The following is a 26,419-nucleotide window of genomic DNA, read 5'->3' as shown; positions in this document are numbered from 1 at the left end:
CCGTTGCGGCGGCAGTTCGGCGAGGTGACGACTTTGGCACTGGCGCAGCACTGCCTCTAACATCCCTTGCGACCTGTCTAGCTGAGGAGCCGTAAGTGAAGACCCGCACCAGCAAAGCCATCGGTGCCACGGCCGGGATCGCCGCGATGGCGCTCTCGGTGCCGCTGGCCGTCACCGCCTACGCCGATCCGCCCGCACCCGCCCAACCGGCCGAGCCGACCACGACCCCGGTGATCGAGATTCCCAACCCGGAAGGGTCGGGCTGCGACGCGTTCAAAGAGGCGGTGCCCAACTGGAAGTCGCTGAACACCCTGCCGGTCGGACAGGCGCTGCAAGCCATTCCGGACGCCAGCACCTTCTACTCCGCGATCTCAGGCGGGTTCAACCCGGCGGTCAACGTGGTGCCGGTCCTGGAGAACGGCCCCTACGTCGTGTTTGCGCCGACGAACGAGGCGTTCGCCGCGATGCCGCCCGCCCAACTGGACGCGCTGAAGGCCAACCCGGCCGCGCTGACGGACTTCGACTACTACCACGTGTTCCTCGGCGTCCTCGGACCCAAGGATGTCGAGGGTCAGCGGCCCACCCAGCAGGGCGCGGAGATCAAGGTGACCGGTGAGAACGCCGACATCAAGATCAACGACACCGCGAAGGTGGTCTGCGGTGGCATCCAGGCGGCGAACGCCCGGATCTACCTGATCGACACGGTGCTCGACCCGGCGAAGGCGCCGACGGCGGTCACCCCGTCCGCGACGTCGACCACCGAGACGACGACCACCACGACCACCACGACCACCGAGCCGACCCCGGCGGCGGACGCTCCGATCGGCTGACGCCTCGGCTAGATGCCACGCCGGCCGAGCCGGCTAGATGCCCAAGTCGCGGCCGATGATCTCCTTCATGATCTCGGTGGTGCCACCGAAGATCGTCTGGATGCGTCCGTCGACGTAGGCCCGCGCCACGCGGTACTCCATCATGTAGCCGTAGCCGCCGTGCAGCTGCACGCAGCTGTCGACCACCTTCTTGGCGACCTCGGTGGCCCACCACTTGGCCTTGGCCGCCTCGACCGCGGTCAGTTCATCGTCGACGACTGCGCGCAGGCAGCGGTCGATGTAGTTCTCGGTGACCTCGAGCTCGGTATCCATCTCGGCGAGCAGGAACCGGTTGTGCTGGAAGCTGCCGATCGGCTGTCCGAATGCCTTGCGGTCCTTGGCATATTGCAGCGTCTCCTCCCAGACCGCGCGGGCCCCGGCGATCGCCGAGATTGCGATCGACAACCGCTCCGACGGCAGGTTGGTCATCAGGTGGTAGAAGCCACGGCCTTCCTTGCCCAGCACATTGGCGGCGGGCACGCGGACGTTCTCGAAGTGCAACTCCGACGTGTCCTGCGAGTGCAGGCCCATCTTGTCGAGCTTGCGGCCGCGGCTGAAGCCCTCCATGTCGCGCTCGACGACCAGCAGCGTGAAACCTTTGTGGCCGGCTTCGGGATCGGTGCGGGCCACCACGACGCAGAGGTCGCAGTTGATGCCCGAGGAGATGAATGTCTTGGAGCCGTTGACGATCCAGTCGTCACCGTCGCGGACCGCCGAGGTGCGGATGCCGGCCAGGTCGCTGCCCGCGCCGGGCTCGGTCATCGCGACCGCGATGATGGTCTCCCCGCTGGTGATGCCGGGCAGCCAACGCTGCTTCTGCTCGTCGTTGGTCAGGTCCTTGAAGTACGGGCCGACGACGTCGTTGTGCAGGCTCAGCGCTGGTCCGGCCGCGCCGGAGCGGGCCATCTCCTCGTCGATGATCGCGTTGAACCGGAAGTCGTCGGAGCCGCCGCCGCCGTATTCCTCGGGCATGTTGAACCCGATGAGCCCGTACTTGCCCGCGGCGGTGTATGCCGACCGGTCGACGATGCGCTCGGACTCCCACTTCTCCTGGTGGGGAACGAGTTCGCGTTCGATGTACTCCCGCACGGTTTCCCGGAACGCCTCATGTTCGGCGTCGTAGATCGCTCTCTTCACTATGGTTACTTGGCCTTCCAAATAGGCTGGCGCTTCTCCGCGAAGGCCAGCGGTCCTTCCTTTGCGTCCTCGGAACGGATCACGGTCCCGATCTCGCGCATGGTCCTCGTCCACCCGGCTTCGTCGTCGGTGATGACGCCGTCGTCGACGCCCATCGCCACCCGCTTGCTCGCCCACACCGCCAGCGGCGCATTGCAGGTGATCCGTTCGGCGAGCGCGAGGGCCGCATCGACCGCGGTGCCGTCGGGCACCACCTCGTTGATGAGGCCCCACTTGAGCGCGTCGGCCGACGACATCGGCTCGCCGGTGAACAGCAACTCCATCGCGACCTTGCGGGGAAGATGGTCGACGATGCGGAACACGCCGCCCGCTGCGGCGATGAGGCCCCGCTTCACCTCGGGCAGGCCGAATTTCGCACGCTCCTCGGCGATCACCAGATCACTGGCGAGCGCGAGTTCGGTGCCGCCGCCCAGCGCGGTACCGTTGACCGCGGCGATGGTCGGCTTGTCGATGTAATGGTGCACGTAGCCCGCGAAGCCCCACTCACCGTGCTCGGGATGGAAGAGATTCTCCCGCCGCGAGATGGCCTTGAGATCTGCGCCTGCGCAAAAGGATTCGCCTGAGCCGGTGATCACCACCGCGCGGACCTGGGGATCGTCCTGCGCCTCTTGCAGAGCGTCGCCCACCGCGGTGCTCACCGCGCTGTTGACCGCGTTGCGAGCCTCCGGCCGGTTGAGCGTGATCACCATGACGTTGCCCCGCCGCTCGGTGAGAGCGGCGGGGACCGCAACGTCGGACGGCACAGAGGTCACAGCAGTTCGATGATGGTGGCGTTGGCCTGGCCGCCACCCTCGCACATGGTCTGCAAGCCGTACTGAATTCCCTTGTCGCGCATGTGGTACAGCATCGTGGTCATGATGCGGGCACCGGAGCCGCCCAGCGGGTGGCCGATCGCGATCGCGCCGCCGTTGGGGTTGAGCTTCTTCTCGTCGGCGCCGATGTCCTTCAGCCATGCCATCGGAACCGGCGCGAATGCCTCATTGACCTCGAACACCCCGATCTGGTCGACCGACAGCCCCGAGCGCTTCAGCACCTTCTGGGTGGCGGGGATCGGCGCGGTCAGCATGATCACCGGGTCGGCACCGGCCAGTGCGGCGGTGTGCACCTTCGCGATCGGCTTGAGACCCAGCTCGCCGGCCTTCTCGGCGGACATGAACAGCAGGGCGGCCGAGCCGTCGGAGATCTGCGACGAGTTGCCCGCGTGGATCACGCCGTCCTCGCGGAACGCCGGCTTGAGCTGCCCCATCTTCTCGATGGTGGTGCCCCGGCGGATGCCCTCATCCTTGAGCACTGGATTGCCGTCCTGGTCCTTGATCGCGACGATTTGATCGTCGAATGCACCGGAATCCTGTGCAGCGGCGGCCTTCTCGTGTGAGCCGAGGGAGAACTCGTCGAGCATGGTGCGGTCGAGGCCCCACTGCTCGGCGATCATCTCGGCGCCGATGCCCTGGTTGGGGGTCTGGCTGTAGCGGTCCTTGAAGCTCTGCGGATACGGGTTGCCGCCGCTGGCCAGCGAGGCGCCCATCGGCGTGCGCGACATCGACTCCACACCGCCCGCGACGACGACGTCGTAGTGGCCGGCGATCACGCCGGCAGCGGCGAAGTGGATGGACTGCTGGCTCGACCCGCACTGACGGTCGACCGTCACGCCGGGCACGCTCTCGGGCCAGCCCGCCGCGAGCAGCGCGGTGCGGCCGATGTCGAGCGCCTGCTCGCCGGCCTGCATGACGCAGCCCCAGATCACGTCGTCGACGAGCGCCGGGTCGACCCCGGCCCGCTCCACGAGACCGTTGAGGACCTGCGCGGACAGTTCGGCGGGATGCACGCCAGACAGTCCCCCGTTACGTTTGCCGACGGGCGACCGCACTGCCTCGACGATGACGGCTTCAGCCATGGAACAACTCCTTCGAAAGGTTTGGTGGGATCTCCCACAAAGGTCCACCATCGAACGTAGAGGAACAAAGTTTACTAGGTCAACCTACTGGTTGGTAGGCCGCCGCGACACATACCCGAGGCTCCCTGGAACCGCCAATCCGCCCTTTATCGCACATGGTTTACTGAGTTGCATAGCTGGACCACCGTCCAGTCGCAACGTCGTGGGAGTGGGAGTGGCTCGAAATACACCGCTGGCGCCGATGATCGGCCCGGACGGCGTCGGCGCGGGAACAGCGGTGCGGTCCCCGAAGACGGCCGAGCTCGTCGCGGGAACGCTGCGCCGGATGGTGGTCGACGGCAAGCTCAAAGACGGCGACTTCCTCCCCAACGAAGCCGAGTTGATGGCCCACTTCGGCGTGAGCAGGCCGACCTTGCGAGAGGCGGTGCGGGTACTGGAATCGGAGCGCCTCGTCGAGGTCCGCCGCGGCTCGCGGACCGGCGCCCGCGTCCGGGTGCCCGGCCCCGAGATCGTGGCCCGTCCCGCCGGTCTGCTGCTCGAACTGTCCGGCGCGACCATCGCCGACCTGATGACGGCCCGGTCCGGCATCGAGCCGATGGCGGTTCGGCTGCTGGCGGAATCGGGGTCGGCCGAGGCGTTCGACGAACTCGACAAGATGCTCGAAGAGCATGTGCCGTCCGGCTGGCAGAACGACACCCTGGCCGAGACCACCGGCGACTTCCACCTCCGCGTCGTCGAGCTGTCGGGAAACGCAACGCTGAGCATCATCGCCGGGATGCTGCAGGAGATCACCGTGCGGCACAACGCTTTTCTGTTCAAGGAGCGGCGTCCCGTCTCCAGAGCCGACTACGACAAGCTGATGCGGTCGTATCGAAAGCTGATGCAGCTGTTGCGATCCGGGGACGGCGCCGCCGCCGAGGCACATTGGCGCAAGCATCTGGACACCGCGCGCGATCTGCTTCTGCAGGGCCTCGAGGACGTCAAAGTCCGCGACGTCATGGGCTAGACGTCGTCTCCTTCTGCCAGGTCACGTGAACCGGCACGGTGTCGTCCCAAGGCTGACGCGTCACCATGTCGGCGACCTGGATGTGGCCGCGCTCGAACTCGCCGGTGGCGGCGTCGACCAACCGGTACTGCTGGCGCTGCCGGTGTATCGGCTGGCCGTCAATGAGCACCACCCGTACTTCACCGGGTTCGAACTGGCAGCGCTTCTGCAACGCCGCGATCAACTGTTCGTTGTGCATGTGACCGTCGCCGAAGTTCCAGCCGATCGCGGTGCTGCAAATGCGCTCGCCGTCGGTGAGCACGTAGTCGTCCTCGTTGTGGCCCGCCATCGCGCGGTGCGCGAGCGTGAACATGGCACGGCCGTGAGTGTTGAAGGCGCGGAACGCATATCCCATATACAGGTACATCTGCGCGGTTTCCGGGCTGCCGTAGTACCGCTCCATCTGCGCCTGCGGCATGCTCGCGATCGAGACGACGTTCTGCTCGATCTTCGCCGAGGCCGACGGTTTGACGCACCACAGCCCGGTGTCCCAGTTGCCCGCGTAGTAGCGCATCCCGGGCAGGAAGGACACCTTGCGGGGGAACAGGTTTCCCAACACCACGGTGCCCGCGACGATCGCGAACAACACGATCGGCCACGGGCTCTGCAGATCGCCGAGACCGATGTCGGACTGCCCGACGAACAACGCCAGCACCGCGAACATCATGAAGACGTTCCACTCCAGCGGCACACCCATCGGGATCGAGGACAGGATGCCGAAGTGGAACACCAGCATCACGAACGCGGCGATGTACGTGGGCCAGCCGCCGTTGGAGAAGAACAGCACCAGCGGGACCAGTCCTTCGATCGCCGTGCTGAAATGGGCCAGCCAACGTGACAGCGGGCCCGGCCGCAGATCGTCCGGGAAGTGCTCGAAGAACTTGCGTTTGATCCACTTCGGCCGGAAGACCGGATTGTTGCTCATCATCGTCGAGATGACGAACGGAAAATGCTTGTTGAGCTTCGACGTCGCGGCGCCGAGCCAAATCGTCAGGCACACGAGCTTGGCCGCGACGATGATGTCGGGCCCCGCGAACAAAAAGCACGCCGCCAGACTCGCGTAGACCTCGCCACGAGCGGCAAGGAAGATCACCTTGTCGCGCAGGCCCAGCACGGCGAGGACACCGAGGATCGCCCCGACCTGCCATACCGGCAGCACACCGACCGTCGTGCCGAGTTCGGGTATCGGGCCGGTGCCGTCGGAGAACAACGCCACGACGAGCAGCACCAGGAGCGCGCCGTACAGCAGCGCGTCGAACGGTGTGCGGGTGTCCCCTCTGGTCAGCGGGATGCGGGTCGGCCACGGTGGCAGCCGGATCGTGTTCGGCCGCAACCAGTACAGGATCGAGCCCATCGGCGGGAAGAACCGGTTGTTGAGCGGGCCGAAGCCGCAACCGAGGCCGACGACCTCGAACAGCATGGTGTACAGCACGACCTTCTCGAACACGATCGGCTCGTCATACCAGGAGGTGACGTTGGTGAATCCGTCGATCCCGGTGGTGGTGAGTACCACCAGCCATGCACCCAGGATGTAGAGCAGGATTTTGACGACGTAGAACAGGTGCAGGACGACCGGCGTCCCGAACCCCACCTCGGCCCAGTGCCGGGCCATCGGCACGATCTTCTCGGCGCGAGTGCCCTTGCTCCATTGCTCGAAGTCGACGACGGGCGCTTCCTGCTTCAAGAATCCCATGGCATCACAGATTAGAACGTGTTCTAGCTAGGGAGGTGTAGTTCGGGGTCGCAGCGGTCAGGCGTCGGCCTTGGCCGGCGGCCGGTAGAAGATCGCCAGCTGACCGATGCCGCCGAGAAGGCCGAGGCCCAACGAGATGACCAGACCCCACCAGCCGTGCAGCAGGTCGTAGAAGCCGGTCTCACTGAACAGCAGATGGTCCAGGCTGATCTTGCCGGCGCCGATCGTGGCGATGCTGACGGCTGCGGCCGCGAGCACCAAGTTGTACTCCCAGCCCTCCTTGACGATGAAGAAGCCGTTCGGCCGGTGCACGGTCCACGCCGCGACAAGCATCAGCGCGACGAAGCCCGCGGCCGGAATCGGCGTGAGCAGGCCTACCGCGAGACCGATGCCGGCGGCCATCTCGGTCGTCGCGGCCACCCGGGCGTGAAACATGCCCGGCTTCATCCCCATACTGTCGAACCAGCCGGCGGTGCCCTTGAGCCCGCCGGGCCCGAAGAACTTGTTGTAGCCGTGGGCGGCCATGGTCAGGCCGAGCACCACCCGCAGAATCAGCACTCCGACGTCGTAGGCAGTCATAGCTACAAAATCTAGGCCATGTGTTAAGTCGCTGCCCAGCCCCCATCTCCGCATGACGGGTTATCCCCAAGTGGCAATTCATCCACAGCCTTGCAGCTTCCGGCGTCGGTTGCGCTGCCGCGTCGCCAGCACCGGGTAGCTTCGCTCATATGTTCGAATGTCTAGTCGACGCGGCGGTGACCGCTCGCGATGCCGCCGCCGAGGTGGGCGGGTGGGCGCGGGTGGAGAACGCCGCCTGCGCGCGACGGCTGTCGGCCGGCGTCGAGATTCTGGACCGGCTGATTGCCGCCGATGGTTCGGCCGATCGGGAGCAGTGGTGTATCGACAACTGGGATGCCGCCGCCGCCGAGGTCGGCGCCGCGCAGAACGTGTCGTTGGGCGTAGCTTCGCACCAGTTGTTTGTGGGCTTGCAGTTACGGGATCGGCTGCCGCGGGTGGCCGAGGTGTTCGCCGCCGGCGCCATCTCCTATCGCCTCGTCGAGGTCGTGGTCGCGCGCACCCGGCTCGTACGCGACCCCGACGCGATGGCCAAGATCGACACCGAGGTCGCCGCCCAGATCGCGGGGTGGACCACGTTGTCGAAGAGCAAAGTTCAGACCTCGGTCGACTACTGGGTGGATCGCTACGACCCGGCCGCGGTGCGGCGCAGCGAATCTCATGCTCGCGACCGCTACGTCGATATCTACGACCCCAACGACGGATCCGGCACCGCCTCGATCCAGGGATCGTTGCTCGCCACCGACGCTGACGCCTTGGATCAGCGCCTCGACGCGATGGCCGCCGCGGTCTGCGACGGTGATCCCCGCACGGTCGAACAGCGCCGTTCCGATGCGCTGGGCGCGTGGGGCCGCGGCGCGGACCGTCTGCAGTGTGCTTGCGGCAGTGAGGACTGTGAGGCCGCCGTTGCGACCACGAGTGCGGTGGTGGTTCATGTGGTGGCTCGCGAGGAGTCATTGACCGATGCCACCCCGGCGCACTTGGACGGTGAAGCGCTGCGCCCGCAGGACGAACCGATGAGCCCGGCCGCCACCGACCCGGCTTATCTGATGGGCGGGGGAATGCTGCCCGCTCCTATGCTGGCGTCGAAACTGGCCGGCACCGCCAAGATTCAATACATCCACCATCCCGGCGACAGCCCGCCCGAACGGCGCTACACCCCGTCGGCGGCGTTGGCGTGGTTCGTGCGATGCCGTGACTTGACGTGCCGGTTCCCAGGCTGTGATGAGCCAGCCGATCATTGCGATCTTGACCATACGATCGCCTATCCGCACGGGCCGACCCAGGCGTCCAACCTCAAATGTTTATGCCGAAAACACCACTTGCTCAAGACGTTTTGGGGCTGGCGCGATGTGCAGCATCCCGACGGCACCGTCGAGTGGGTCGCCCCGTCGGGTCAGGCCTACACCACCCGCCCCGGCAGCGAGCTGCTTTTCCCGACGCTGTGCCGGCCCACCGCACCCGTCGTGGTGAACCGGTCCCCCGACGACCACCTCGACGATGCTGCCCGCTCGCTGAAGATGCCCCGCCGCAAGCGAACCCGAGCTCAGAACCACGCCAGAGCCATCGAAGACGAACGCCGCGCCAACCAACCCTACGTCGACGAACGCAACAAACCCCCACCCTTCTAAGGGCGGTCAGCGGTCAACGCCGCATCCAATCTCTCGACATACGCGTCGATGTCACCGATCGCGGACTCCGCGGCGTGGACGCTGATCGCAATGGTTTCGCCGATGCCGTGGACACCGTGCGTCAAGCCCATCATCGGCGACAGGCTGGGGTAACCGGCAGTCATCACGACGGGTATACCGCCGAAGTGCAGGTCGGCCGGGCCGCGGTTGACGCTCGACACCACGGTGTTTCCCGTGACCGTCGGTGAGCGCAGCGTCGGGTCGAAACGCCCGACGCCCCAACGCAGTAGCGGTGCGGGCACCGCCCTAGACGCCCGGTCGGCTTCGAGCATCGCCGGATGGGCTGCCCGCCGGCGTCGCTGCTCCAGGTCTTCAGCGATGCGAGCCATTCGCTCGTCCGTGGAGAGATCCGGATACAGGCCGACGCCGACGTTGCCGAAATGGTTGTGCGAGATCCGCTCACCGGGCTTGGCCATCGGCACCTCAGCGCGTAATTGCGACGGATCGTCGCCGAGCTCCCGCAGATGAGCGGCCAGCGCCGTCGACACCGCGGCCAGCACCCTCACGGTCACCGTCGGACCCGCGAGCTGCGACCGCTTCCTGAGCAGGGTGCGGACACCACGCATACCTTCGGGCTGAGAATTGCTCCGCAACGCCGGGCACGAACCAGCTTGCGGCGGAACCAATCCGGCATCGGTATCGCGCAGCAGCTGACGGTGCGCGCGGGCAGCGCGGTAGCTCCGCCACGGCAGCGTGAGGCCTAAGAACGGCGGCCGGCCGTCGACCGCCGACACCCGAGCATCCCGCCCGAACAACCACGCCGCCAAGGCCGACGACCGGACGCCGTCTCCCAACGCGTGCGCGACCTGTACCACCGCGACCGTGCCGAGCCCTGAGCCGGGCACGCCATCGACGGCCGGAAACACATGCAGTCGCCACGCGGCAACCCGCGGGTCGAGTTGGTCAGAGCCGAATCCGGCAACTGTCGCAAGGCATTCCGCCCAACTGCTGCCTGCGGCGTGCATCACGAACTGGTTCGCCAACACGTCAGCAGCCACCCACTGCGGATAGGTCAGCGGACCGCCGTCGCGCACCCGCAGTCGCAGCTCCGGGCAACCACGCGCCCGGTCACCGAATCGGGCCACCGCCGCAGCAAGGTCGGGGACGGTCCCCGCAAAGCCGTAGAGCAGAAACTGGTCGCTCGGGACCTTCGCCGACATCCAATACGTCTGCGCATCAACCGCAGCGAGTCGACGTGCCGTCATAACCCCTGGGTCGGTCCGATGAAGTCGATGATGTGTCCGGCCACTGCCTGCGACTGTTCCAACTGCAGGAAGTGCCCGGCCCGTTCGACGGTCGCCACCCGGCTTCCCTCCGGCAGTACGGGCTGCACCCACCGCACGTAATCTGCTGAGGCACAACCATCCTCTGTGCCGTGCAAATACAGCGTCGGCAGCTGCGGCGCGGACAGCCAATGCCGATGCAGTTCGGCGTATTGCGCGGGCGGCTTTGTGTTGCGCACGGTGACCCGGTCGTAGCCCAGCGCGGCGCGCCAGTTCTCCGGCGCCCCGATCGCGTCGCGCACATGAGCGACGTCCTCGGCGGCGTCGTATCCCGGCGACCATTGCCGCCACAACCGGGGCACCACCCAGGACGCGGACCGCTCCGGCAGCCCCGGCAATTGGAAGTACATGATGTACCAACTGCGCAGCAGCTGACGCGGCAGTTGGGCGGCCAGTCGCATACCGTCCGGCACCCGGCCCAACGGCCGGAACGCCGCGGCGAACGGCACCGACATGATCACGGCTTTCGAGAACGGGGTGGAGGGCATCGCGGCGAGGCCCGTGCCCGCGATCGCGCCCCAGTCATGTCCGATGAGCACGTCACGGCCCGTCGGTCCGGCCGCGTCGAGCACCCGCAGCGCGTCGTCCATCAGCGCCCCGACGTGGTAGCTGCCGTCCGACGCGATCGATGACGGCGCATAGCCGCGCATGAACGGCGCGACCACCCGCCACCCGGCGTCGGCCAGCAGCGGCGCCACCTTGCGCCAGCCGTACGCGGTGTCGGGAAAGCCGTGCAGGCACAACGCAATCGGCGCATCAGCGGCGCCCCAGCTCAGCGCGCGAAGCCGCACACCCGGGGCCTCGACGTCGATGAGTTCGGGTTCGGCCACGAAGGTTCCTATACCGGGTCGAACTTAGAGATGAGCCAGCGGCCGTCGACCTTCTCCAACGTCACGCGCACACTCGAGGCGCTGTCGGTGGGAGGATCCTGGCCGACCACCACGGTCTGGTTGACGAACACCAGCACCACCGCCTCGTCGGGGTCGGCCGACACCGACGCCGCCGCCGGCACCGACGCCACCGCGGAGATCTGCTTCTGTTTCGCGCCGGGGATCACCACGTCGTTGATCAGTCCTGTGTAGGACTCCTGGAACTCCCCGGTCAGCAGGGAGCGCGCGTCGTTGAGTTGCTGTTCGACGGTGTCCGGCTTGTACGAGAGCATCGCGATGGTGCTGTCCTTGGCCACCTGCACCGTCTCGTCGCGGACGTTTTCGGCATTGCGCACCGAGTTGTCCACCCACTTCAGACCGGCCGCTGCCCCCGCCAGCAGCAGCGCGACGGCGGGCAGCACCCCGTATGCAAAGACGCGCGCCCAGTTGATTTTCTGCTTCGGAGCTGCCGCCGCGGGGGCGGGGGTTTCTGCCGCTTCGGCCTCTGCGACATCGGGCTCGGCGTCTGAGTCGGCACCCGTTGCAGGGGACTCCGCGGCGACCGGTTCGGCGGGACTCGATTCCTCCACGACGGCTGCCTCGGTCAGCTCCACCGCTTCGGTCTGCTGGCCGTCAGCCTGCTCGACCGAATCATCCACGGTGGCGTCGTCGCTCTTGCCGCGTTTGGGCAGCCTGTGTCTACTACTCACGGTACGAACTCCACATTCGAGACCTTGGCCTCATCGTCGCCGGTCTTCTGCACCGAGATCCTCATCCTCCAGGCCCGCGGCTGCTGCTCGGGCGCGCCGGCGTTCGTCGTGTTGACGGTCACCGCCACCAACACCTGCGCCTCGTCCTCGGAGTACGACTCCAGGCCCGCCTCGGAGATCGTGCCCACCGACTTGGACTTCGCCTGCTTGACGACCTCGACGAAGGGCGCCGCGCGCTGCTGAAAGTCGTCATAGAACGTCCCGGTCGACGAATCGAGGACGCGCTGCACATCGGCCTCGGCGTGCTCGTGGCTGATCGTCGTCAGGTTCAACGCTCCCTGCCGCCCGACCTGCAGGAACAGGTTCCGCAAGTCCTCGGCCTGCCGCGATTCATATGCCCGGTAACCGAGCCAACCGGTCAGTCCTCCGAGCGCCAGCACCAGGACGAGACCCGCGATGGTCGCCAGCCGGACATGCGACATTCGCGGTTTGGCGGGGACGGCTTCCGCGGTGTCGTCGGCGCCCTCGACGTCGTAATCCTCGACGTCACCGGCGTCTTCTGCCGGTTCAGTGACCGATGTGGTGGACTCGTCACCGTCCGCTGCGGCATCGACCTCGGATGTCGATTCGCCCGCTTTCTCTTCGGCGGGAGTGGTCTCGTCTGCCATCTACGTTCCTCTACGGCCCGCGGGCCAGGTCTGGGTCGGGGTACACAGGTCGGCTCAAACCTACGTGCCCGACACCCTATCGTCGGTTCCTGTTCGCGAAACGGCGCCGCGTCCGCGTGTAGCGCTCGCTCAGCCCCCCGGCGGGATGAGCATCGATTGCCACGGCCGCTCCCCCGACGCGCCGGCCGCCAGATTGGACTGCGTGTACACCTTCCCGTCCGGGCCGACGTACTTGCCGGTCGCCGGGTCGTATTCAACGGCCGCGACGGGTAGCGGCGGCGTACCCGGCGGTGGAGGCGTTATCGCGACCGGTACATCCGGCGGCACATGCGGGATGGGCTGCCCGGACAGGGTGGCGTTCGGGTCGCCCTTCCAGTTGTAGCCGTCGTTGAGCGGCACGTACTGCTCGTCGCTCTCGCACTGCTGCCACGTCGGGGCGCGCTTGCCCGGCACAGTGATGCACGGCAGGTTGCGAGCGCCGCGGACGTTGAACGGCGCGTCCTGCGGCGTCCGGCAGTAGAGATCGCCCGGCGGCCGGTCTGGATAGTCCTGGAAGGTCGGCACGCGCTGCTGCTGCGCGGGCAGGAACCCGGTCGTGCACGGCGGCGGCAGATTCTGTGGTGGCAGCGGCAGCGGCGCCGGGAACGCGGGCAGGATCGCGTTCAGGTTGAAGATCAGGGCGTCGCCTTCGTAATCCTGCTTTGTGTTGCGCTTGTGCACGCCGACGGCCTGCGTGACCGCAGTGCCCTGGGGCAACAACACCAGCAGCTGCTCGAGGCTGGGGTGATAGTCGACGGCGACCTCCCCGATGCTGACCAGGTTGGCCAGCACGATCGGCAGCGTGGGCTGCAGCCGGTCGAACAACGCCCGCACCTCGTCGGCAGCCCCCGGCCCCTTGGCGAGGATCCCCGCCACCGCCGGGTCCTGGTTCTGCAACTGACCGGTGATGCTCGCCAGATTCGCGGCCCACGCCTGGATCGAGCCCCGGGTGTCGGTCTGGGTGTCCAGCACCGGCTTGGACTGGTCGATCAGTGTGGTCAGCGGGTCGAGATTCTTGCGGGCGTCGATGGCCAGCGTGGCGCTTCCGGCGACCAGCCGGCGCAGTTCCGGCCCCAGTCCGCCGACCGCGAGGTAGGCCTCGTCGACGACGGTCTTCAGGTTCTCCTGCGGGATCGCCTGCAGGCCGCGAGCCGTATCGTCCAGCACCGTGTTGATGTCGGTCGGAATCGTCGTGCGTCCCACCGGGATCACGTCGCCGTCCTGCAACTCCGGACCGTCTCCGCTGCGCGGGAGCAACTGGACGAACTGCTCGCCGACGGCGGACACGCTGTGTACCTCGGCTTCGAGGTCGGCGGGGATCCTGATGTCGGAGTTGAGCGACAGCACCGCCTTGACTCCGGTGTCGGTGAGCTCGACGCTTTTGATTTCGCCGACCTGCACGCCGCGGTAGGTGACGTTGCCCCTCGGATACAGCCCGCCGGTCTCGGGCAACTCGAGGGTCACGCGGTACTGCCCGACGCCGAGCAGCGTCGGCAACCGCATGTACCCGAAGACCATGACCACGAGCGCGGTGATCGCGATGACGGAGAAGATCGCCATCTGAATGAGGATTTGCCGTGTCATTCGCATGCTAGGGCCCCTGATCCCAGCGGTATGGAGCCACCAACGGGTTGCCGCCTGGTGGCGGCACGTTGTGGTTGCACGGGCTGGGGAACTGGCCGATGGTTCGGCCCCACTGCAGCTCCAACCAGGTCAGGTTGCACTCAAACCGCGACCCGGTGAAGAAGCCGGAATCGATCCGGCTCAACGTCAGGTCGACGACCAGCGTCAGGTTCGCGTAGTCGCCGCGCATCCAGTTGAGCAATGTCTCCTTGGGGAACGGAAAGGTCGGCAGGAAGCTCAGCGCGCGGGTCAACGCGGGACCGGCGTCGGCCAGTTCCTCCAGCACCACGCCCAGGTCCTTGAGCTCCTGCACCAAAGCGTCCTTGGTCTGGTCGACAGAGTCGGCGGCCAGCGCGCTGAACCTGCCGAGCTGGGTCAGCGCGTCGGCCAGGTTCTCCCGTTGATCCCGTAGCACGGCCAAGGCATCGGGCACAGTGCGTAATGCCTTGTCCACCACCGGCTTCTGCTCCGCGAACTGCCCGATCAGATTGTTCAGACTCTCCGTCGCGGCAATGATGTCCTGCTTCTGGTCGTCGAGGTGGCCGATCGCGATGTCGAGCTGCTCGATCAGGCTGCGCAGGTCGTTCTCGCGACCGGCGAAGGCGACGCTCAAGGCTTCGGTGATGTCGTGGATGTTGCCGATCCCGCCGCCGTTGAGCAGCAGCGCCACGGCGGCCAGTGCCTGCTCGGTGCTCGGATAAGAACTCGACGACGCCAGCGGAATCAGCGAGCCTTCCTTCAGCTTGCCTTCCGGTGGCACGTCGGTCGGCGGCGCCAACTCGATGTGCAGGGAACCCAACAAGCTTGTCAACCCGAGCTTCGCCGTCGCGTTCGCGGGCAGCTCGACGTCGCCGTTGAGCTTCATCGTCACCAGCGCGTGCCAGTCCTGACGCTCGATCTTCGTGACGTGGCCGACGTTCACATCGGCGACCCGGACACGGGAGTTCGGCTCGATGTTGTCCACGTCCGGCATCTGCGCCTGAACCGTGAATGCGTTCGGCCCCGTGCCCTCACCGCCCGGCAGCGGAAGCGAGTTCAGCCCCTGCCAGTCCGAACAGCCGGACAGCAGGCCGGCCGTCACGACGACGACGGCGACTCTGCGAAACACCCTGCGCCGCATCATGGTCCCACTCCAGGCGGCACCATCAGCCCGTGCAGACCGTCGGCGGGATTCGGCGTGACGGGCATACCTCCAGTCGCCTCGGCCGGAAGCGGCGGACCCGCGGGAGGCGCCTGCGCAGCCGGCGCCTGTGCTGCCTGCGGTGGGGCTGACGACGGAGCAGGTTGCGGCGGAATGTAGTTCGGCCGCAGCCAGTCCTCGCTGTAGGTCAGCTCGTTCGGCCGCGTCGACGCGCCGGAGAAGACGTTCTGCATGATGGGCAGGAAGTTGTACTGGCGGTTCTTCATGATCGGCGCCAGGTACTGCACACACAGCTTCGCCGACTCCTCGGCACCCAGCCGTGACGCCGCCTGAATACCACCGCACAGGAACGAGATCGGGTTGGCGAAGTTGTTGAGCATCGGCACGCTGCTGACGGCTCCCTGCGCCGGCTGCCAGATGTTCACGTAGTTCTGCAAGGTGTTCGGGGCCACGTGCAGGAACTGCTTGACGTCGGCGAGGCTGTCGGTCAGCGCCTGGGTCACGCCGGCCAACTTGTCCGACGTGGTGCCAAGCGATTCGCGATTGTCGGCGACGAAGGTCTGGACCTCTCCGACGACGTTGTTGAGGTCACGGACCGCGTTGGCGACCTCGTCGGGATCGTTGGCCAGCAGGCCGGTCACCGTCGCCAGGTTCTGATTGAGCTGGCGCATCACGTCGGTGCTGTCCTGCAGTGCCGACACCAGGATCGCCAGGTTCTTGACGGTGGAGAAGATATCGGTGCTGTGATCGCCCAACGCCGTCACCGCCTGCGACAGCTTGATGACGGTGTCGCGGATGTTGGCACCTTCACCACGTAGGTTGTCTGCGGTGGTGTTGATGACCGAGCCCAGCGGGCTCACTCCGCCCGGCTCGGTCGGCTGCAGCGTCTCGGCGAGCTTCTCCAACTGTTGGCGGACCTCGTCCCACTCCACCGGAACGGCGGTGCGCTCCCGCGGAATGACCGCGTCGTCCTTCATCACCGGCCCGCCGGTATAGGCCGGGGTGAGCTGAATGCTGCGCGCGGTCACCAGCGTCGGCGACAGGATCGCGGCCTTGGCGTCGGCAGGAACCTTGTACTTGCTGTCGTACCAGAACGAGACCTTGACCCGCTCGGGCTGCGGCTCGATCGACTCGATCCTGCCCACGCCAACACCGAGGATGTTGACGTCATCGCCGGGGTAGATGCCGTTGGCGTTCTCGAAGTACGCGACGACGTGGGTGCGGTCGATCCGTTCGACGTCGCGCAACAACAAGATCGCGCCGCCGGCCAGTATCACGACCAAGGCAACGGCCAAGATGTTCCTCGCGGTGCGCGTCACTGTCCGGCCCCCGCGGGTGCAAGGTGGGAGTCCCCACCGGGCGCGGGCACCATCACCGGTGCGGGCGTCGGCTCCGGGGTCGACTGCAGCCCCGGCGGCGCCGCGGCGGGCGGCCCTGGCGGCGGCCCTCCGGGCGGCGGCGCCGGCGGCGGCTGGCGGTACGGGTAGCAGCCGGGGCCGGGCAAGGGCAAGCCGGGCAATCCGCACGACTGGTCGCCGGGATTGCCGGTGATGGCGTCGGGAACGGTCAACCGCGGTTCGCCGCCCTGACCCGTCCGCGGGAAGGGCACCGGCAGCGCCGGCGTGCCCGGCTGACCGACCTGTGGGTCACTGCGTTCCGACGGCAGCAGCACATTGGGATCCAGACCCAGGTCAGAGAAAGCAGCGTCGACGAACGGCTGCAGGAATTGGCCGGGCAGCAGGTTGGCGACGTAGGTCTTGAAGAACGGGCCGCCGGACACCGATTCGCCCAGCGACATCGAGTAGTCGGTGAGCAACGTCAGCGACCGCTGCAGACGTTCCTTGCGGTTGTCGATGATCGTCAGCACGCCGTTGAGCTTGTCCAGAGCAGGTCGCATGGTTTCGCGGTTCTCGGCGATGAAGCCCTGCAACTGCTCACTGAGAGCCGAGATGTTGCCGGAGACCTGATCGAGTGCGGCGCTTTGGCTTTCGAGCTCGGCCAGCAGCGCGTTGGTGTTGGTGATCAGGCTGACCACCTGGCCGCTGCGCTCGGCGAGCACCGTGGTGGCCTTGTCGGCGTTGACCAGCAGACCTCGCAGCTGCGCATCACGTTCGTTCAGCGTCTCGGAGAACCGCGCCACCCCTTCGACCGCGATGCGCAGCTCCGGTGGGGTGTCGGAGAACGTGTCCGCCAACACGCGCAGCGAGTCCGACAACTGGTTGGTGTTCAAGCCGCTGATCGTCGTCGCCAGATCGCCCAGCGCATCAGGGAGTTGGTACGGGGAAGTCGTTCGATCCATCGGGATCGTGCCCTCCAGTTGGCCGTCGCCGCGGGAGGTGACTTCGAGGATTTTCGTGCCCAAGAGGCCTTCGGTCTTGATCGCCGCCTCGGTGCGGTCGCCGAGCCGGATGTCCTTGGCGACGGTGAACTTCACCAGGGCGCGCGGCCCGTCCAACCCGATGGACTTGACCTGCCCCACCTCGAATCCCGAAACCTGCACCTCCTCACCGACAGTCAGCCCACCCACCTCGGCGAAGTAGGCCGAGTACTCCTTGCCCTGCAGGAACGGCAGCCGGTCGTAGTTCAGCGACCCCACCACGATGCCGATCGTCAACACCAGCCCGATGGCACCGATGACGGTCTGATTGCGTTCAGAGAAGGACTTCACCTCGGCGCACACCTCCCGGTGGACTGCCCGGCGACTTTCACATACACCGGCTGGCCGCCCTTGCCGTTGAGCTTGAGCACGATGTCGCACAGGTAGAAGGTGAAGAAGTCGCCGTAAATCCCTTGCCGCGCCAGCGCTTGGTACGCATCCGGAAGGGTGTTCAGCAGGTTGTCGAAGTACTCGTGGTCGGCCACCACGATCCCCGCCGCACGGTCCGTCTCCTGAATCGTCTTGGCGAACGGCGGACGAGCCTGGACCAGGAGGTCGGTGATGCTCGCGGCGGCGGCGTTGGTGTACGCAACTCCGCTGCTGATGTCCTCTTTGCGCGCCTGCAGCGTTCCCACCAGTTCGGTCAGCGAGTCGACCGCCTTCGCGAACTGGTCGCTCTGGTCGCCGAGCGAGCCCAGCACGACGTTGAGGTTGACGAGGACCTCGCCGATCAGCCGATCACGGTCGGCCAGCGTGCTCGTCAGCGTCGCGGTCTGGGCCAGGAACGAGTTGATCGTCGCGCCCTGACCCTGCAGGGCCGAAATCAGCTGGCCCGACAGCGCATTGACTTGTTCTGGATCCAGAGCCCGGAACAGCGGCCGGAAACCGCCGATCAGGGCGTCGAGGTCCAGCGCGGGCGACGTGCGGGCCAAGGGAATCGTGCTGCCGGGCTCGAGCTTCTTGATTCCGCCGGCACCCTCTTCGAGCGCCAGGTAGCGGCCGCCGATGAGGTCGTCGTATCGGATGACGGCCCTGCTGCCCTCGGTCAGCACCACCGACTGGTCCGCGGTGAACTCGACCCGCGCCGTGGTGTCCGGTTGGATCTCAACGTTTTCCACCTTGCCGGCCTCGACGCCGGCGATGCGGACGAAGTCGCCGTTCTCCAGCCCGGTGACATTGGTGAACTCGGCTACGTAGCTGTTGGTGGCTTCCCCGAAGCGCAGCTCCCCGAAGATCGCGAACAAACCGAAGACGCCGAGCAGGCACACAGACAAGAACACGGCGAGACGCACGGCGTCGTGTCGAACCCTGGCTGTCACGCTTGACACTGCTCATCTCCTTTCATGGCTTGCTCGGTGGGCGGTCGCTGGCGGTCACGGGAACGGCGGGCCCGGCCGGGCCGGGGTGGGTAACGGTGTCGGTCGTAGCGGGGTGGGCTGCATCTGTGCGGGCGAATGCACGATGAACGGCTCCGAACCCGGCGTCGGACCGGGTTCCCGCGGCGCCATCGGCGGCGGCGCGGCGGGCAGGCCCGGCCACAGCGGGGTGCCGTCGTCTGCGTACAGGTCCGCACCGTAGGCAGGGGCGCCCGGGTACGGGATCGGACCGATCGCGGGCCCACCGAAGAGGTTGCGGACGCTCGGTGGTTCGGGCACGGCGCGGGTGACCGGCAGGTAGTTGGCATATCCGGGGAAGCCGATGCCCGGGTTCGGCCGCCAGTCGATTCCGGTGCCGAATCCGGTGTTGGTGACCAGGTTTCGGACCGGCCAGTTCTGTGCCACGTCGGGCAGCGAGCCACAGCTGGGTTTGCCGCCCGGGCCGCCCTTGGCGCCGACGATCGGCAGGTGATCGGGGTACCGGTACGGGTCGTCGCCGAGTGCCAAGCCGACATCCAGCACCAGCGTGCGGCCGTTACCGCCCGGCGCGTCGTACCCGCCGGTGTCCAGCAGCGTTTTCGCGCCGGTGAGCAGGCAGGTGTACTCCGGGCTGTACTTGTAGAGCAGGTTCGTCGTCGGCTCCAGCACGTTGATGGCCTTGATCAGGTTGGCCTGGTTCGGTGCGAGCAGGTTGATGCCGCTGTTGGAAAGCCCGATGGTGGCCAGCAGCAATGCGTCCAACTGGCTGGCGCGGCCGACGATCGTGGTGCTGGTGGTACTGACCGCGTCGAGAGTGGTCAGGATGTCCTGCGCCGCGACGCTGTACGTGTCGTTGAAGTCCCGCAGCGCCCGCAGGTCGGCGGTCACCGTCTCGTGGCGCGGATTGAGCTCCAGCAGAACCTGATTCGCGGCGGTGGTGGCCTCACCGATCCGCTCGCCCTGGCCTCGGACACCCTGCGCGAGTGCGGACAAGGTGCTGTTGAGCTTGGCCGGGTCGATCTGCTCGAGCACCTCGACGACGTTCTGGAATACCGTGTTTGCCTCGACGGTGACGTTGCGCGACTGGATCACCTGGCCGGCCGTCAGTCGCTGCGAGCTGGGGTCGCTCGGGTAGATCAGGTCGACGAACTTGGCGCCGAACACGGTGGTGGCCCGGATCTGCGCCTCGACGTTCGCCGGGATGTACTCGAGCTTGTCCTCGTCGATCTCCAGCTTCAACGCCACCGGCTGGCTGCCACCCTGGATCTCGGCGACGCGCCCGACCTGCACGCCGCGCAACTTGACCTTGGCGTTGGTCTCCATCACCAGACCTGCCCGATCGGAGGTCAGCGTGACCGTCTCGGTGGACCTGAAGCTGCCGCGGAACAAGGCATACGTCAGCCAGACGGAGATCGCGATGAAGATCACGAGGATCAACGTCCACCACGCGGGATGCAGGCCTTCGTCGTGTTCGTCCATGTCAGCCAGCCAGGTTGAAGTTGCCGGATTGGCCGTAGACCGCGAGCGAGAGCATCACGAGCACGACTGCGGAGACGATCAGCGAGGTGCGCACCGCACGCCCGACCGCTTCGCCGACACCCGCCGGCCCGCCCCGTGCGGTGTAGCCGTAGTAGGTGTGCACGAGCATGATCACCACTGACAGCGCGATGGTTTGGCCGAACGACCACAGCAGGTCGGTGGGATTGAGAAACGTCCTGAAGTAGTGGTCGTAAACCCCCGTCGACTGACCGTAGAGCACGGTGGTGCCGAACCGCGCCGCCCAGAACGCGGCGATCACGCCGACGCAGTACAGCGGGATCACCACGAGAAATCCGGCTACCACCCGCGTGGAGGCGAGATAGGCGACGCTGCGGATGCCCATCACCTCGAGCGCATCGATCTCCTCGTTGATGCGCATCGCACCGAGTTGGGCGGTGGCGCCGGCTCCGATGGTCGCGGACAACGCCACCGCGGTGGTGGCCGGCGCGATGAGGCGCACGTTGAAGAACGCCGACGCGAAACCGGTCAGCGCCTCGACACCGATCTCCGAGAAGTCGGTGTAGCCCTGCACCGCCACCAGCGCGCCCGTCGTCACGGTGAGGAAGCCGATGATCGCCACCGTGCCGCCGATGATGATGAGTGCGCCCGCCCCGAGGCCCATTTGAGCGATGATCCGGATCAACTCGACCTGGTAGTGCACGATCGTGTACCGGATCGAGCTCAGGGTGCGACCGAAGAACTTGGTTTGCATCCCGATTCGGTTCCAGGGGTCGGCGACGCTGCGGAACCGGCTTTTCAGCCAGGGGAACTGGGAATGCGGCCTCGATACAGTCACATCGTCACCTTCACCGCGACGGCCGTCGCGACGATGTTTATCGCGAACAGCGCCATGAACGTGAAGACCACGGTCTCGTTGACCGCGTTGCCGACACCCGCCGGGCCGCCGCCGACGGAAATGCCTTTGTAGCAAGCGATCATGCCGGCGGACAGCCCGAACAACGCGGCCTTGAGCAACGCGATGACGACGTCGGTGGTCCCGATGATCAGAGTGAGACCGGACGCGAACGCACCCGGTGAGACGTTCTGGATGTAGACGGTGAAGAAGTACGCGCCGGCCAGTCCGACGAGGATCACCGTCGCGGACAGCGCCAACGACACCAAGGTTGCGGCCAGTACGCGCGGAACGACAAGGGCTTGAATGGGATTCACGCCCATCACCCGCAGCGCGTCGAGTTCTTCGCGGATGGTCCGCGCGCCGAGGTCGGCGCACATGGCGGTGGCGCCGGCGCCGGCAACGACCAGGACGGTCACGATCGGCCCGATCTGGCGCACGGTCCCGAGCGCGGCACCGGTGCCGGAGAAATCCGCGGCACCGAACTCGACCAACAGAATGTTGAATGTGAAGGTCAGCAGGACCGTGTACGGAATCGTCAGCATCAGGGTCGGAAGGATCGACACCCGAGCGACAAACCATGCCTGGGAGATGAACTCGCGCCACGCGAAGGGGGGCTTGAACATCCACACGAAGGTGTCGAGCGCCATCGAGTAGAACCCGCCGAAGGCGCGGACCGGCTTGGCAATTGCGTTGACAGCGACCATCAGTCGGCTCTCACCCGCGTGCTGTGCATCGCCATCTGCACCGCCATAGCCCGCCGACCTTCCCTGACACCAACAACACGCGCCCGTGATGGCTGTGGCGCAAGGGTACACAGGGGCGGACGCCCGGGAACCGTATATCAGTATTTTGCGGCCGGGCAACAGGGGACGCCGGATAGGTGAGGTTCCCCACTAAGGAAGCGACTGGCTAACTTCCGCGCACGGCTGCTTCCAATTCGGCGATGACGATTTTGCGCATGCCGAGCATCGCCTTGGTCGCGGCGGTGGCCCGGGCGGGATCCGGATCGTCGAGCAACTCGTAGAGCCGGTCGGGCACGATCTGCCAACTCAACCCGAAGCGGTCCTTCAGCCACCCGCACTGCGACTCTTCGCCGCCGTCGACGAGCCGGTTCCAGTAGTAGTCGACCTCCTTCTGGTCGACGCAGCGAACAAGGAACGAGACCGCTTCGGTGAAGGCGAACTGCGGGCCGCCGTTGATTCCGACGAAGCGGTTGCCGTCCAGCACGAAGCTGGCCGACACAACTTCTCCGGGCGTGCCCGGTCCAGCTTCGGTGTAGCGGTTGAGCTTCTCCACCGATGAGTTCGGGAAGATCGAGGTGTAGAACGCAGCGGCTTCTTCGAGGTTGTCGTCGAACCAGAGGGAGGGCGTGATGGAGGGCATGCAGTGAAGACTGCCGCGGCGGCCGGAACTCATCGCCTGCCGGCGACGGGCTCCTTGGCGCCCAGGGCGCGCAGCGCGAAGTCCAGGACGGCGGCCTTGGCCCGGCGCAAACCGTCGTGGTCATCGTGGGTTTGGGTGATCATCACCCGGCTGATGATCGCGTTGATCGCCACCGCATCCTGCTCGGGGTCGGCGAGCGGGAACGAGCCGTCGTCGCGGCCACGGCGCAGGATCTCCGCCAGTGATCGCTCGCGATCGGCGTGTGCCTTCTCCCGCGTCTCGCGGTAGCCCTTCGCGGCGCGGACCTCGTCGGAATCGATCACGGTGAAGTGCATCCGGGTCTCGTCATCGTGGATCAGTTTGAACATGCCCTCGATCCACGCCGCGAGCTGTTCGTCGGGTGTGCCCGACTCGTCTTCGGCGACGCCGTCGAGCCGTCGCGACAATGCGTCGGTCTCCCGCCGCAGCATCGCCAGGAACAACTCGTCTTTCGATTCGAAGTGACGGTAGAAGGCCCGCGTCGACACCCCCGCGCGCTGCAAGATCGCGGCGACGGGAACGGGGCCGGCATGCGGCTGCGAAAGGCAGGTGTAGGCAGCCTCGATGATGCATTCACGGTCGTCGGCGACAAGGTCGGGCTGCACGGAGCAAAGTATATTGACGCTCTCATCAATGACGCCGGGGAACTGCCGATTTTGCCGGCTGGGTAACGTGAGCCACCGGGGTGAGCCGGAGAGGACGTCCGTGAACGCGACTGGTAGCGAACCGCAGACCGTGAAGTTCCGCGGAAGCGACGACATCACCCTGGTGGCCGACGAGTGGAACCGCGGTGTGGAATCGGAGCGTTCCTCAGTGCTGCTCCTGCACGGCGGCGGGCAGAACCGGCACTCGTGGAAGCAGACCGGACAGATCCTGGCCGATCGTGGTCTGCACGTGGTGGCGCTGGACAGCCGAGGACACGGCGACAGCGACCGTGCGCCGGATGCGAACTACACGGTCGACGCCCTGTGCTCGGACACGCTGCAGGTGGTGGAGCAGATCGGCCGTCCGGTCGCCCTGATCGGGGCCAGCATGGGCGGGATGACCGGCATGCTGGTGGCCGCCGCGGCCGGTCCGGACAGGGTGACCCAGCTGGTGCTCGTGGACGTGGTGCCGCGGTACGAGAAGGACGGCAGCGCCCGCATCCGCGAATTCATGTCCAGCGGCGTGAACGGTTTCGAATCCCTCGACGAGGCGGCCGAAGCGGTTGCTGCGTATCTGCCACACCGGAAGCGGTCGCGCAACCCCGAGGGGTTGAAGAAGAATCTGCGGTTCCGCGACGGTCGGTGGTTCTGGCACTGGGATCCGGCATTTCTCACCGCACCGGCAGACAACCGGTTCGTCCGCGAGGAAAAGCTGGAGCAGGCGGTGATGGGCTTGACCATCCCGGTTCTACTGATCCGCGGGAAGTTGTCCGACGTGGTCAGCAGCGACGGCGTGAAGGACTTCCTCGAGAAGGTGCCGCACGCGGAGTTCGCCGAACTTTCCGCGGCCGGCCACACCGCCGCCGGTGACGACAATGACGCGTTCTCCGAAGTCGTGGTGCAGTTCGTCAGCCGGTGATCGTCGGCTGGTGTTCAGGCCAGCAGTGGCACCGATTCGTGGCGGGTGTCGGTGAGGATCTCGAACATCGTGCGGCGGGTGGCCGTCAGTTCGGCACGCTCGAAAGTCTTGCCCGCCAGTTGTATCCGGCATGTGGCGATCGCCGAGTTGTAGCAGTACTTCGTCATGCCGTCGGTGTCGGTGTAGGTCAGCCCGATGACACCGGCCGGCTCGGTGACGATCTCACCCTCGATCATCTGGTCGTCGATCCGGCCGCCGAACGTCCACGCGAACGGCCGGTAGCGCCCGTGCGTGTGCAGGCTGCCACGAATCGTGCGCACCGCGAACTCGCGTCCGGCGTGGCGGAACACGAACAGCGTGACACCGGGCAACAGCAACGGACCGAGAGCAGCTCTCGCCGTGACGATTTCGAGGGTCGTCTCCGGCGCGTCGTCGAACCCGCAGACCTGCCCGTATGCGTAGGCCGGTGTATGCCGGCTGCCCCAGTTGTGGTTGACGCTGCCGGACCAGCCGTCGACCACGAGACGGACGTCGTCGAGTTCGAGCAGCCCGTCGAACCGGGCCAGGGGATGTCGCACGGTGGGCTTCGCGGTCGGTAACCGGGCCGCGTAGGCGCGTTCGGTGAGCAGCTTGACCGGATGCTCGTCGCCTGCAGTGATGCGCAGGTCCCACCGTGCCGAGCGCCCGCCGGCCGAGCCGGCGATCAAGCTCGGGCCGCCGGTGACGACGCCCTGCGCCGACCGGTCGTCGAGGACGGTGGCGGCGATGCGGGCGGTCCAGTTGTCGTAGTCGAATTCGGCCGAGTCGATCGGATAAGGCTCCTTGAGCGCCCGGTTGCCGGCGCCGTCGGGATCGAAGGTCATCACCCACACGTCGGCGACCGGCTCGCCGGCGCTCGGCAGCAGCAGCGTTTCCCGCAGCCACAGCGCCTGCGGCAGGTCCGGGTGGTTGGCGCGGATGTAGCGACTCTCGTAATACGGGGGTTCCGCAAGCGTCACCGCTTCAGCATCCAATACTTGAGCGGTGACCGGAGCGCAGATCGCGGCTTACATACTCGGGTTCGTGGCGGCCGCGGAGGCCGTTGCGCTGGCTGTGCTGTGGATCCGCTACACCCGCCAACGCGAGGAACTCGACGACGCTCGTCGTCGCGTCGACACCAAGAACATGCTGCTCACCGGGGGCCGCGAGGCGGTCAAGCAGGTGTGGCAGACCGCCAATATCCTGCGCAAGGACGGCTTCGGCGCTGCAGTGCGGTCCTCGATCGAGGACCTTGCGGACTGGGCGGAGGTCGAACGGCCGGATCTGGCCCGTCTGGCCCCGAGCGGCAAGATGGTGATCCTGTTCTCCGACATCGAGGAGTCGACCGCGCTCAACGAACGCATCGGTGACCGGGCCTGGGTGAGGCTGCTCGGTCGGCACGACAAGATGGTGCGACGCCACGTGGACAAGCACTCGGGTTATGTGGTGAAGAGCCAGGGCGACGGGTTCATGGTGGCGTTTGCGCAACCGGAGCAGGCGGTGCGGTGCAGCATGGACGTGCAACGGTCACTTCGCAGACAGCCCAACGGTATTCGGGTCCGGATGGGAATCCACATGGGTAAGTCCGTGCGTCGTGGCGACGATCTGTTCGGCCGAAACGTCGCGATGGCGGCCCGGGTTGCGGGTGAAGCCAGCGGCGGCGAGGTGTTGGTCAGCGAGGTGGTGCGCGACGCCCTCGCCGAGGTCGAGGACGTCACGTTCGACGACGGTCGCGACGCCGAACTCAAGGGCTTCAGCGGGTCGTACCGGCTCTATGCCGTGGAGGCCTAGCCTTCGGCGTTGCCGGCCTCGGCCGCCCGCTGGTGCAGCCGTGCCCGGATGTCTTCGGGCGTGTACGAATTGCGGCGTCGTTGGTCGCGGGCGACCAGCACTCCGCCCGCCACCACGCCGGCGACGCTCGCCAGCCCGACCCACTTCCATATGCCGCGCATAGCGGCCAGTCTGCCTAAGCTGCGGGGGTGAAACCAGCC

General features: G+C 66.6%; 26 protein-coding genes. 5 read left to right on the top strand and 21 right to left on the bottom strand.

Annotated features, from left to right (window positions below):
• Positions 1 to 95 precede the first annotated feature (95 nt).
• On the top strand, positions 96 to 830 hold the full coding sequence (locus G6N18_RS22200) for a fasciclin domain-containing protein (RefSeq protein ID WP_067221621.1): 735 nt from the start codon (positions 96 to 98) through the stop codon (positions 828 to 830).
• 33 nt (positions 831 to 863) lie between these two features.
• On the opposite strand, the gene G6N18_RS22195 is transcribed toward G6N18_RS22200, so the two are convergent.
• From G6N18_RS22195 to G6N18_RS22185, 3 genes are read right to left on the bottom strand one after another with little or no spacing between them, the layout of a single operon-like run.
• On the bottom strand, positions 864 to 2,006 hold the full coding sequence (locus G6N18_RS22195) for an acyl-CoA dehydrogenase family protein (protein ID WP_083001742.1): 1,143 nt from the start codon (positions 2,004 to 2,006) through the stop codon (positions 864 to 866).
• A gap of 5 nt (positions 2,007 to 2,011) precedes the next feature.
• A complete protein-coding gene (locus G6N18_RS22190; RefSeq protein WP_083001892.1) occupies positions 2,012 to 2,809 on the bottom strand; it encodes a crotonase/enoyl-CoA hydratase family protein in 798 nt (265 codons plus the stop codon).
• A gap of 5 nt (positions 2,810 to 2,814) precedes the next feature.
• Positions 2,815 to 3,960: a thiolase family protein gene (locus tag G6N18_RS22185; protein WP_067221617.1), complete on the bottom strand. Its 1,146-nt coding sequence runs from the start codon at positions 3,958 to 3,960 to the stop codon at positions 2,815 to 2,817.
• Between the two features lie 214 nt (positions 3,961 to 4,174).
• Here G6N18_RS22185 and G6N18_RS22180 point away from each other — a divergent pair, with 214 nt between their 5' ends.
• Complete coding sequence (locus G6N18_RS22180) at positions 4,175 to 4,966, top strand: FadR/GntR family transcriptional regulator (protein WP_083001740.1); 792 nt, start codon at positions 4,175 to 4,177, stop codon at positions 4,964 to 4,966.
• Here G6N18_RS22180 and G6N18_RS22175 read toward each other — a convergent pair.
• Together G6N18_RS22175 and G6N18_RS22170 are read right to left on the bottom strand one after the other, a co-directional pair.
• Positions 4,956 to 6,698, bottom strand: coding sequence for a DUF3556 domain-containing protein (locus G6N18_RS22175; RefSeq protein ID WP_083001738.1), 1,743 nt, complete (start codon positions 6,696 to 6,698; stop codon positions 4,956 to 4,958). The two genes, G6N18_RS22180 and G6N18_RS22175, sit on opposite strands and share 11 nt — an antisense overlap.
• A 57-nt stretch (positions 6,699 to 6,755) precedes the next feature.
• On the bottom strand, positions 6,756 to 7,277 hold the full coding sequence (locus G6N18_RS22170; protein ID WP_083001736.1) for a DoxX family protein: 522 nt from the start codon (positions 7,275 to 7,277) through the stop codon (positions 6,756 to 6,758).
• A gap of 149 nt (positions 7,278 to 7,426) precedes the next feature.
• On the opposite strand from G6N18_RS22170, the gene G6N18_RS22165 reads away from it, so the two are divergent.
• Entirely contained in the window at positions 7,427 to 8,905 is a 1,479-nt protein-coding gene (locus G6N18_RS22165) for an HNH endonuclease signature motif containing protein (RefSeq protein WP_083001734.1), read from the top strand.
• On the opposite strand, the gene G6N18_RS22160 is transcribed toward G6N18_RS22165, so the two are convergent.
• The 14 genes from G6N18_RS22160 to G6N18_RS22095 all read right to left on the bottom strand — a co-directional run bounded on the left by G6N18_RS22160 (position 8,902) and on the right by G6N18_RS22095 (position 23,452).
• Positions 8,902 to 10,170, bottom strand: coding sequence for a WS/DGAT domain-containing protein (locus G6N18_RS22160; RefSeq protein WP_083001732.1), 1,269 nt, complete (start codon positions 10,168 to 10,170; stop codon positions 8,902 to 8,904). The genes G6N18_RS22165 and G6N18_RS22160 overlap by 4 nt on opposite strands.
• Positions 10,167 to 11,078, bottom strand: a complete 912-nt coding sequence (locus tag G6N18_RS22155; RefSeq protein ID WP_083001730.1) for an alpha/beta fold hydrolase — start codon at positions 11,076 to 11,078, stop codon at positions 10,167 to 10,169. The genes G6N18_RS22160 and G6N18_RS22155 overlap by 4 nt, the downstream gene beginning before the upstream one ends.
• Before the next feature lie 8 nt (positions 11,079 to 11,086).
• Entirely contained in the window at positions 11,087 to 11,827 is a 741-nt protein-coding gene (locus tag G6N18_RS22150) for a hypothetical protein (protein WP_083001728.1), read from the bottom strand.
• Complete coding sequence (locus G6N18_RS22145; protein WP_067221596.1) at positions 11,824 to 12,495, bottom strand: Rv1363c family protein; 672 nt, start codon at positions 12,493 to 12,495, stop codon at positions 11,824 to 11,826. The genes G6N18_RS22150 and G6N18_RS22145 overlap by 4 nt, the downstream gene beginning before the upstream one ends.
• Before the next feature lie 129 nt (positions 12,496 to 12,624).
• On the bottom strand, positions 12,625 to 14,124 hold the full coding sequence (locus G6N18_RS22140; protein WP_067221586.1) for an MCE family protein: 1,500 nt from the start codon (positions 14,122 to 14,124) through the stop codon (positions 12,625 to 12,627).
• A 1-nt stretch (position 14,125) separates the two neighbouring features.
• Positions 14,126 to 15,277 (bottom strand): MCE family protein, encoded by a 1,152-nt coding sequence (locus tag G6N18_RS22135; RefSeq protein ID WP_109749446.1) that lies wholly within the window; start codon positions 15,275 to 15,277, stop codon positions 14,126 to 14,128.
• Entirely contained in the window at positions 15,277 to 16,617 is a 1,341-nt protein-coding gene (locus G6N18_RS22130; protein ID WP_067221575.1) for a virulence factor Mce family protein, read from the bottom strand. The genes G6N18_RS22135 and G6N18_RS22130 overlap by 1 nt, the downstream gene beginning before the upstream one ends.
• Positions 16,614 to 17,966 (bottom strand): MCE family protein, encoded by a 1,353-nt coding sequence (locus G6N18_RS22125; protein ID WP_083001890.1) that lies wholly within the window; start codon positions 17,964 to 17,966, stop codon positions 16,614 to 16,616. Before G6N18_RS22125 ends, G6N18_RS22130 begins: the two co-directional genes overlap by 4 nt.
• Entirely contained in the window at positions 17,963 to 18,994 is a 1,032-nt protein-coding gene (locus tag G6N18_RS22120; RefSeq protein ID WP_083001888.1) for a virulence factor Mce family protein, read from the bottom strand. Before G6N18_RS22120 ends, G6N18_RS22125 begins: the two co-directional genes overlap by 4 nt.
• A 54-nt stretch (positions 18,995 to 19,048) precedes the next feature.
• The gene (locus G6N18_RS22115) at positions 19,049 to 20,509 is read right to left on the bottom strand and encodes an MCE family protein (protein WP_083001726.1); all 1,461 of its coding nucleotides are present in this window, start codon (positions 20,507 to 20,509) and stop codon (positions 19,049 to 19,051) included.
• A gap of 1 nt (position 20,510) precedes the next feature.
• A complete protein-coding gene (locus G6N18_RS22110; protein ID WP_067221570.1) occupies positions 20,511 to 21,365 on the bottom strand; it encodes an ABC transporter permease in 855 nt (284 codons plus the stop codon).
• Positions 21,362 to 22,129 carry an MlaE family ABC transporter permease gene (locus G6N18_RS22105; protein ID WP_067221567.1) on the bottom strand — a complete coding sequence of 256 codons (768 nt, stop codon included), beginning with the start codon at positions 22,127 to 22,129 and terminating at the stop codon, positions 21,362 to 21,364. The genes G6N18_RS22110 and G6N18_RS22105 overlap by 4 nt, the downstream gene beginning before the upstream one ends.
• A gap of 205 nt (positions 22,130 to 22,334) precedes the next feature.
• A complete protein-coding gene (locus tag G6N18_RS22100; protein ID WP_083001724.1) occupies positions 22,335 to 22,808 on the bottom strand; it encodes a VOC family protein in 474 nt (157 codons plus the stop codon).
• A gap of 29 nt (positions 22,809 to 22,837) precedes the next feature.
• The gene (locus tag G6N18_RS22095; RefSeq protein ID WP_234783665.1) at positions 22,838 to 23,452 is read right to left on the bottom strand and encodes a TetR/AcrR family transcriptional regulator; all 615 of its coding nucleotides are present in this window, start codon (positions 23,450 to 23,452) and stop codon (positions 22,838 to 22,840) included.
• A gap of 100 nt (positions 23,453 to 23,552) precedes the next feature.
• On the opposite strand from G6N18_RS22095, the gene G6N18_RS22090 reads away from it, so the two are divergent.
• Complete coding sequence (locus tag G6N18_RS22090) at positions 23,553 to 24,410, top strand: alpha/beta fold hydrolase (protein WP_067221562.1); 858 nt, start codon at positions 23,553 to 23,555, stop codon at positions 24,408 to 24,410.
• A gap of 14 nt (positions 24,411 to 24,424) precedes the next feature.
• Here the strand turns inward: G6N18_RS22090 and G6N18_RS22085 are convergent, their stop codons facing one another.
• Entirely contained in the window at positions 24,425 to 25,408 is a 984-nt protein-coding gene (locus G6N18_RS22085; protein WP_179962335.1) for a hypothetical protein, read from the bottom strand.
• Between the two features lie 25 nt (positions 25,409 to 25,433).
• On the opposite strand from G6N18_RS22085, the gene G6N18_RS22080 reads away from it, so the two are divergent.
• Positions 25,434 to 26,219: an adenylate/guanylate cyclase domain-containing protein gene (locus G6N18_RS22080; RefSeq protein ID WP_067221558.1), complete on the top strand. Its 786-nt coding sequence runs from the start codon at positions 25,434 to 25,436 to the stop codon at positions 26,217 to 26,219.
• Here the strand turns inward: G6N18_RS22080 and G6N18_RS24295 are convergent.
• Positions 26,216 to 26,380, bottom strand: coding sequence for a hypothetical protein (locus tag G6N18_RS24295; RefSeq protein ID WP_109749439.1), 165 nt, complete (start codon positions 26,378 to 26,380; stop codon positions 26,216 to 26,218). The genes G6N18_RS22080 and G6N18_RS24295 overlap by 4 nt on opposite strands.
• Between the last annotated feature and the right edge of the window lie 39 nt (positions 26,381 to 26,419).

It is taken from the genome of Mycolicibacterium celeriflavum (assembly GCF_010731795.1).
GTDB classification, from domain to species: domain Bacteria; phylum Actinomycetota; class Actinomycetes; order Mycobacteriales; family Mycobacteriaceae; genus Mycobacterium; species Mycobacterium celeriflavum.
This window is presented reverse-complemented; position numbering and strand designations above follow the sequence as displayed.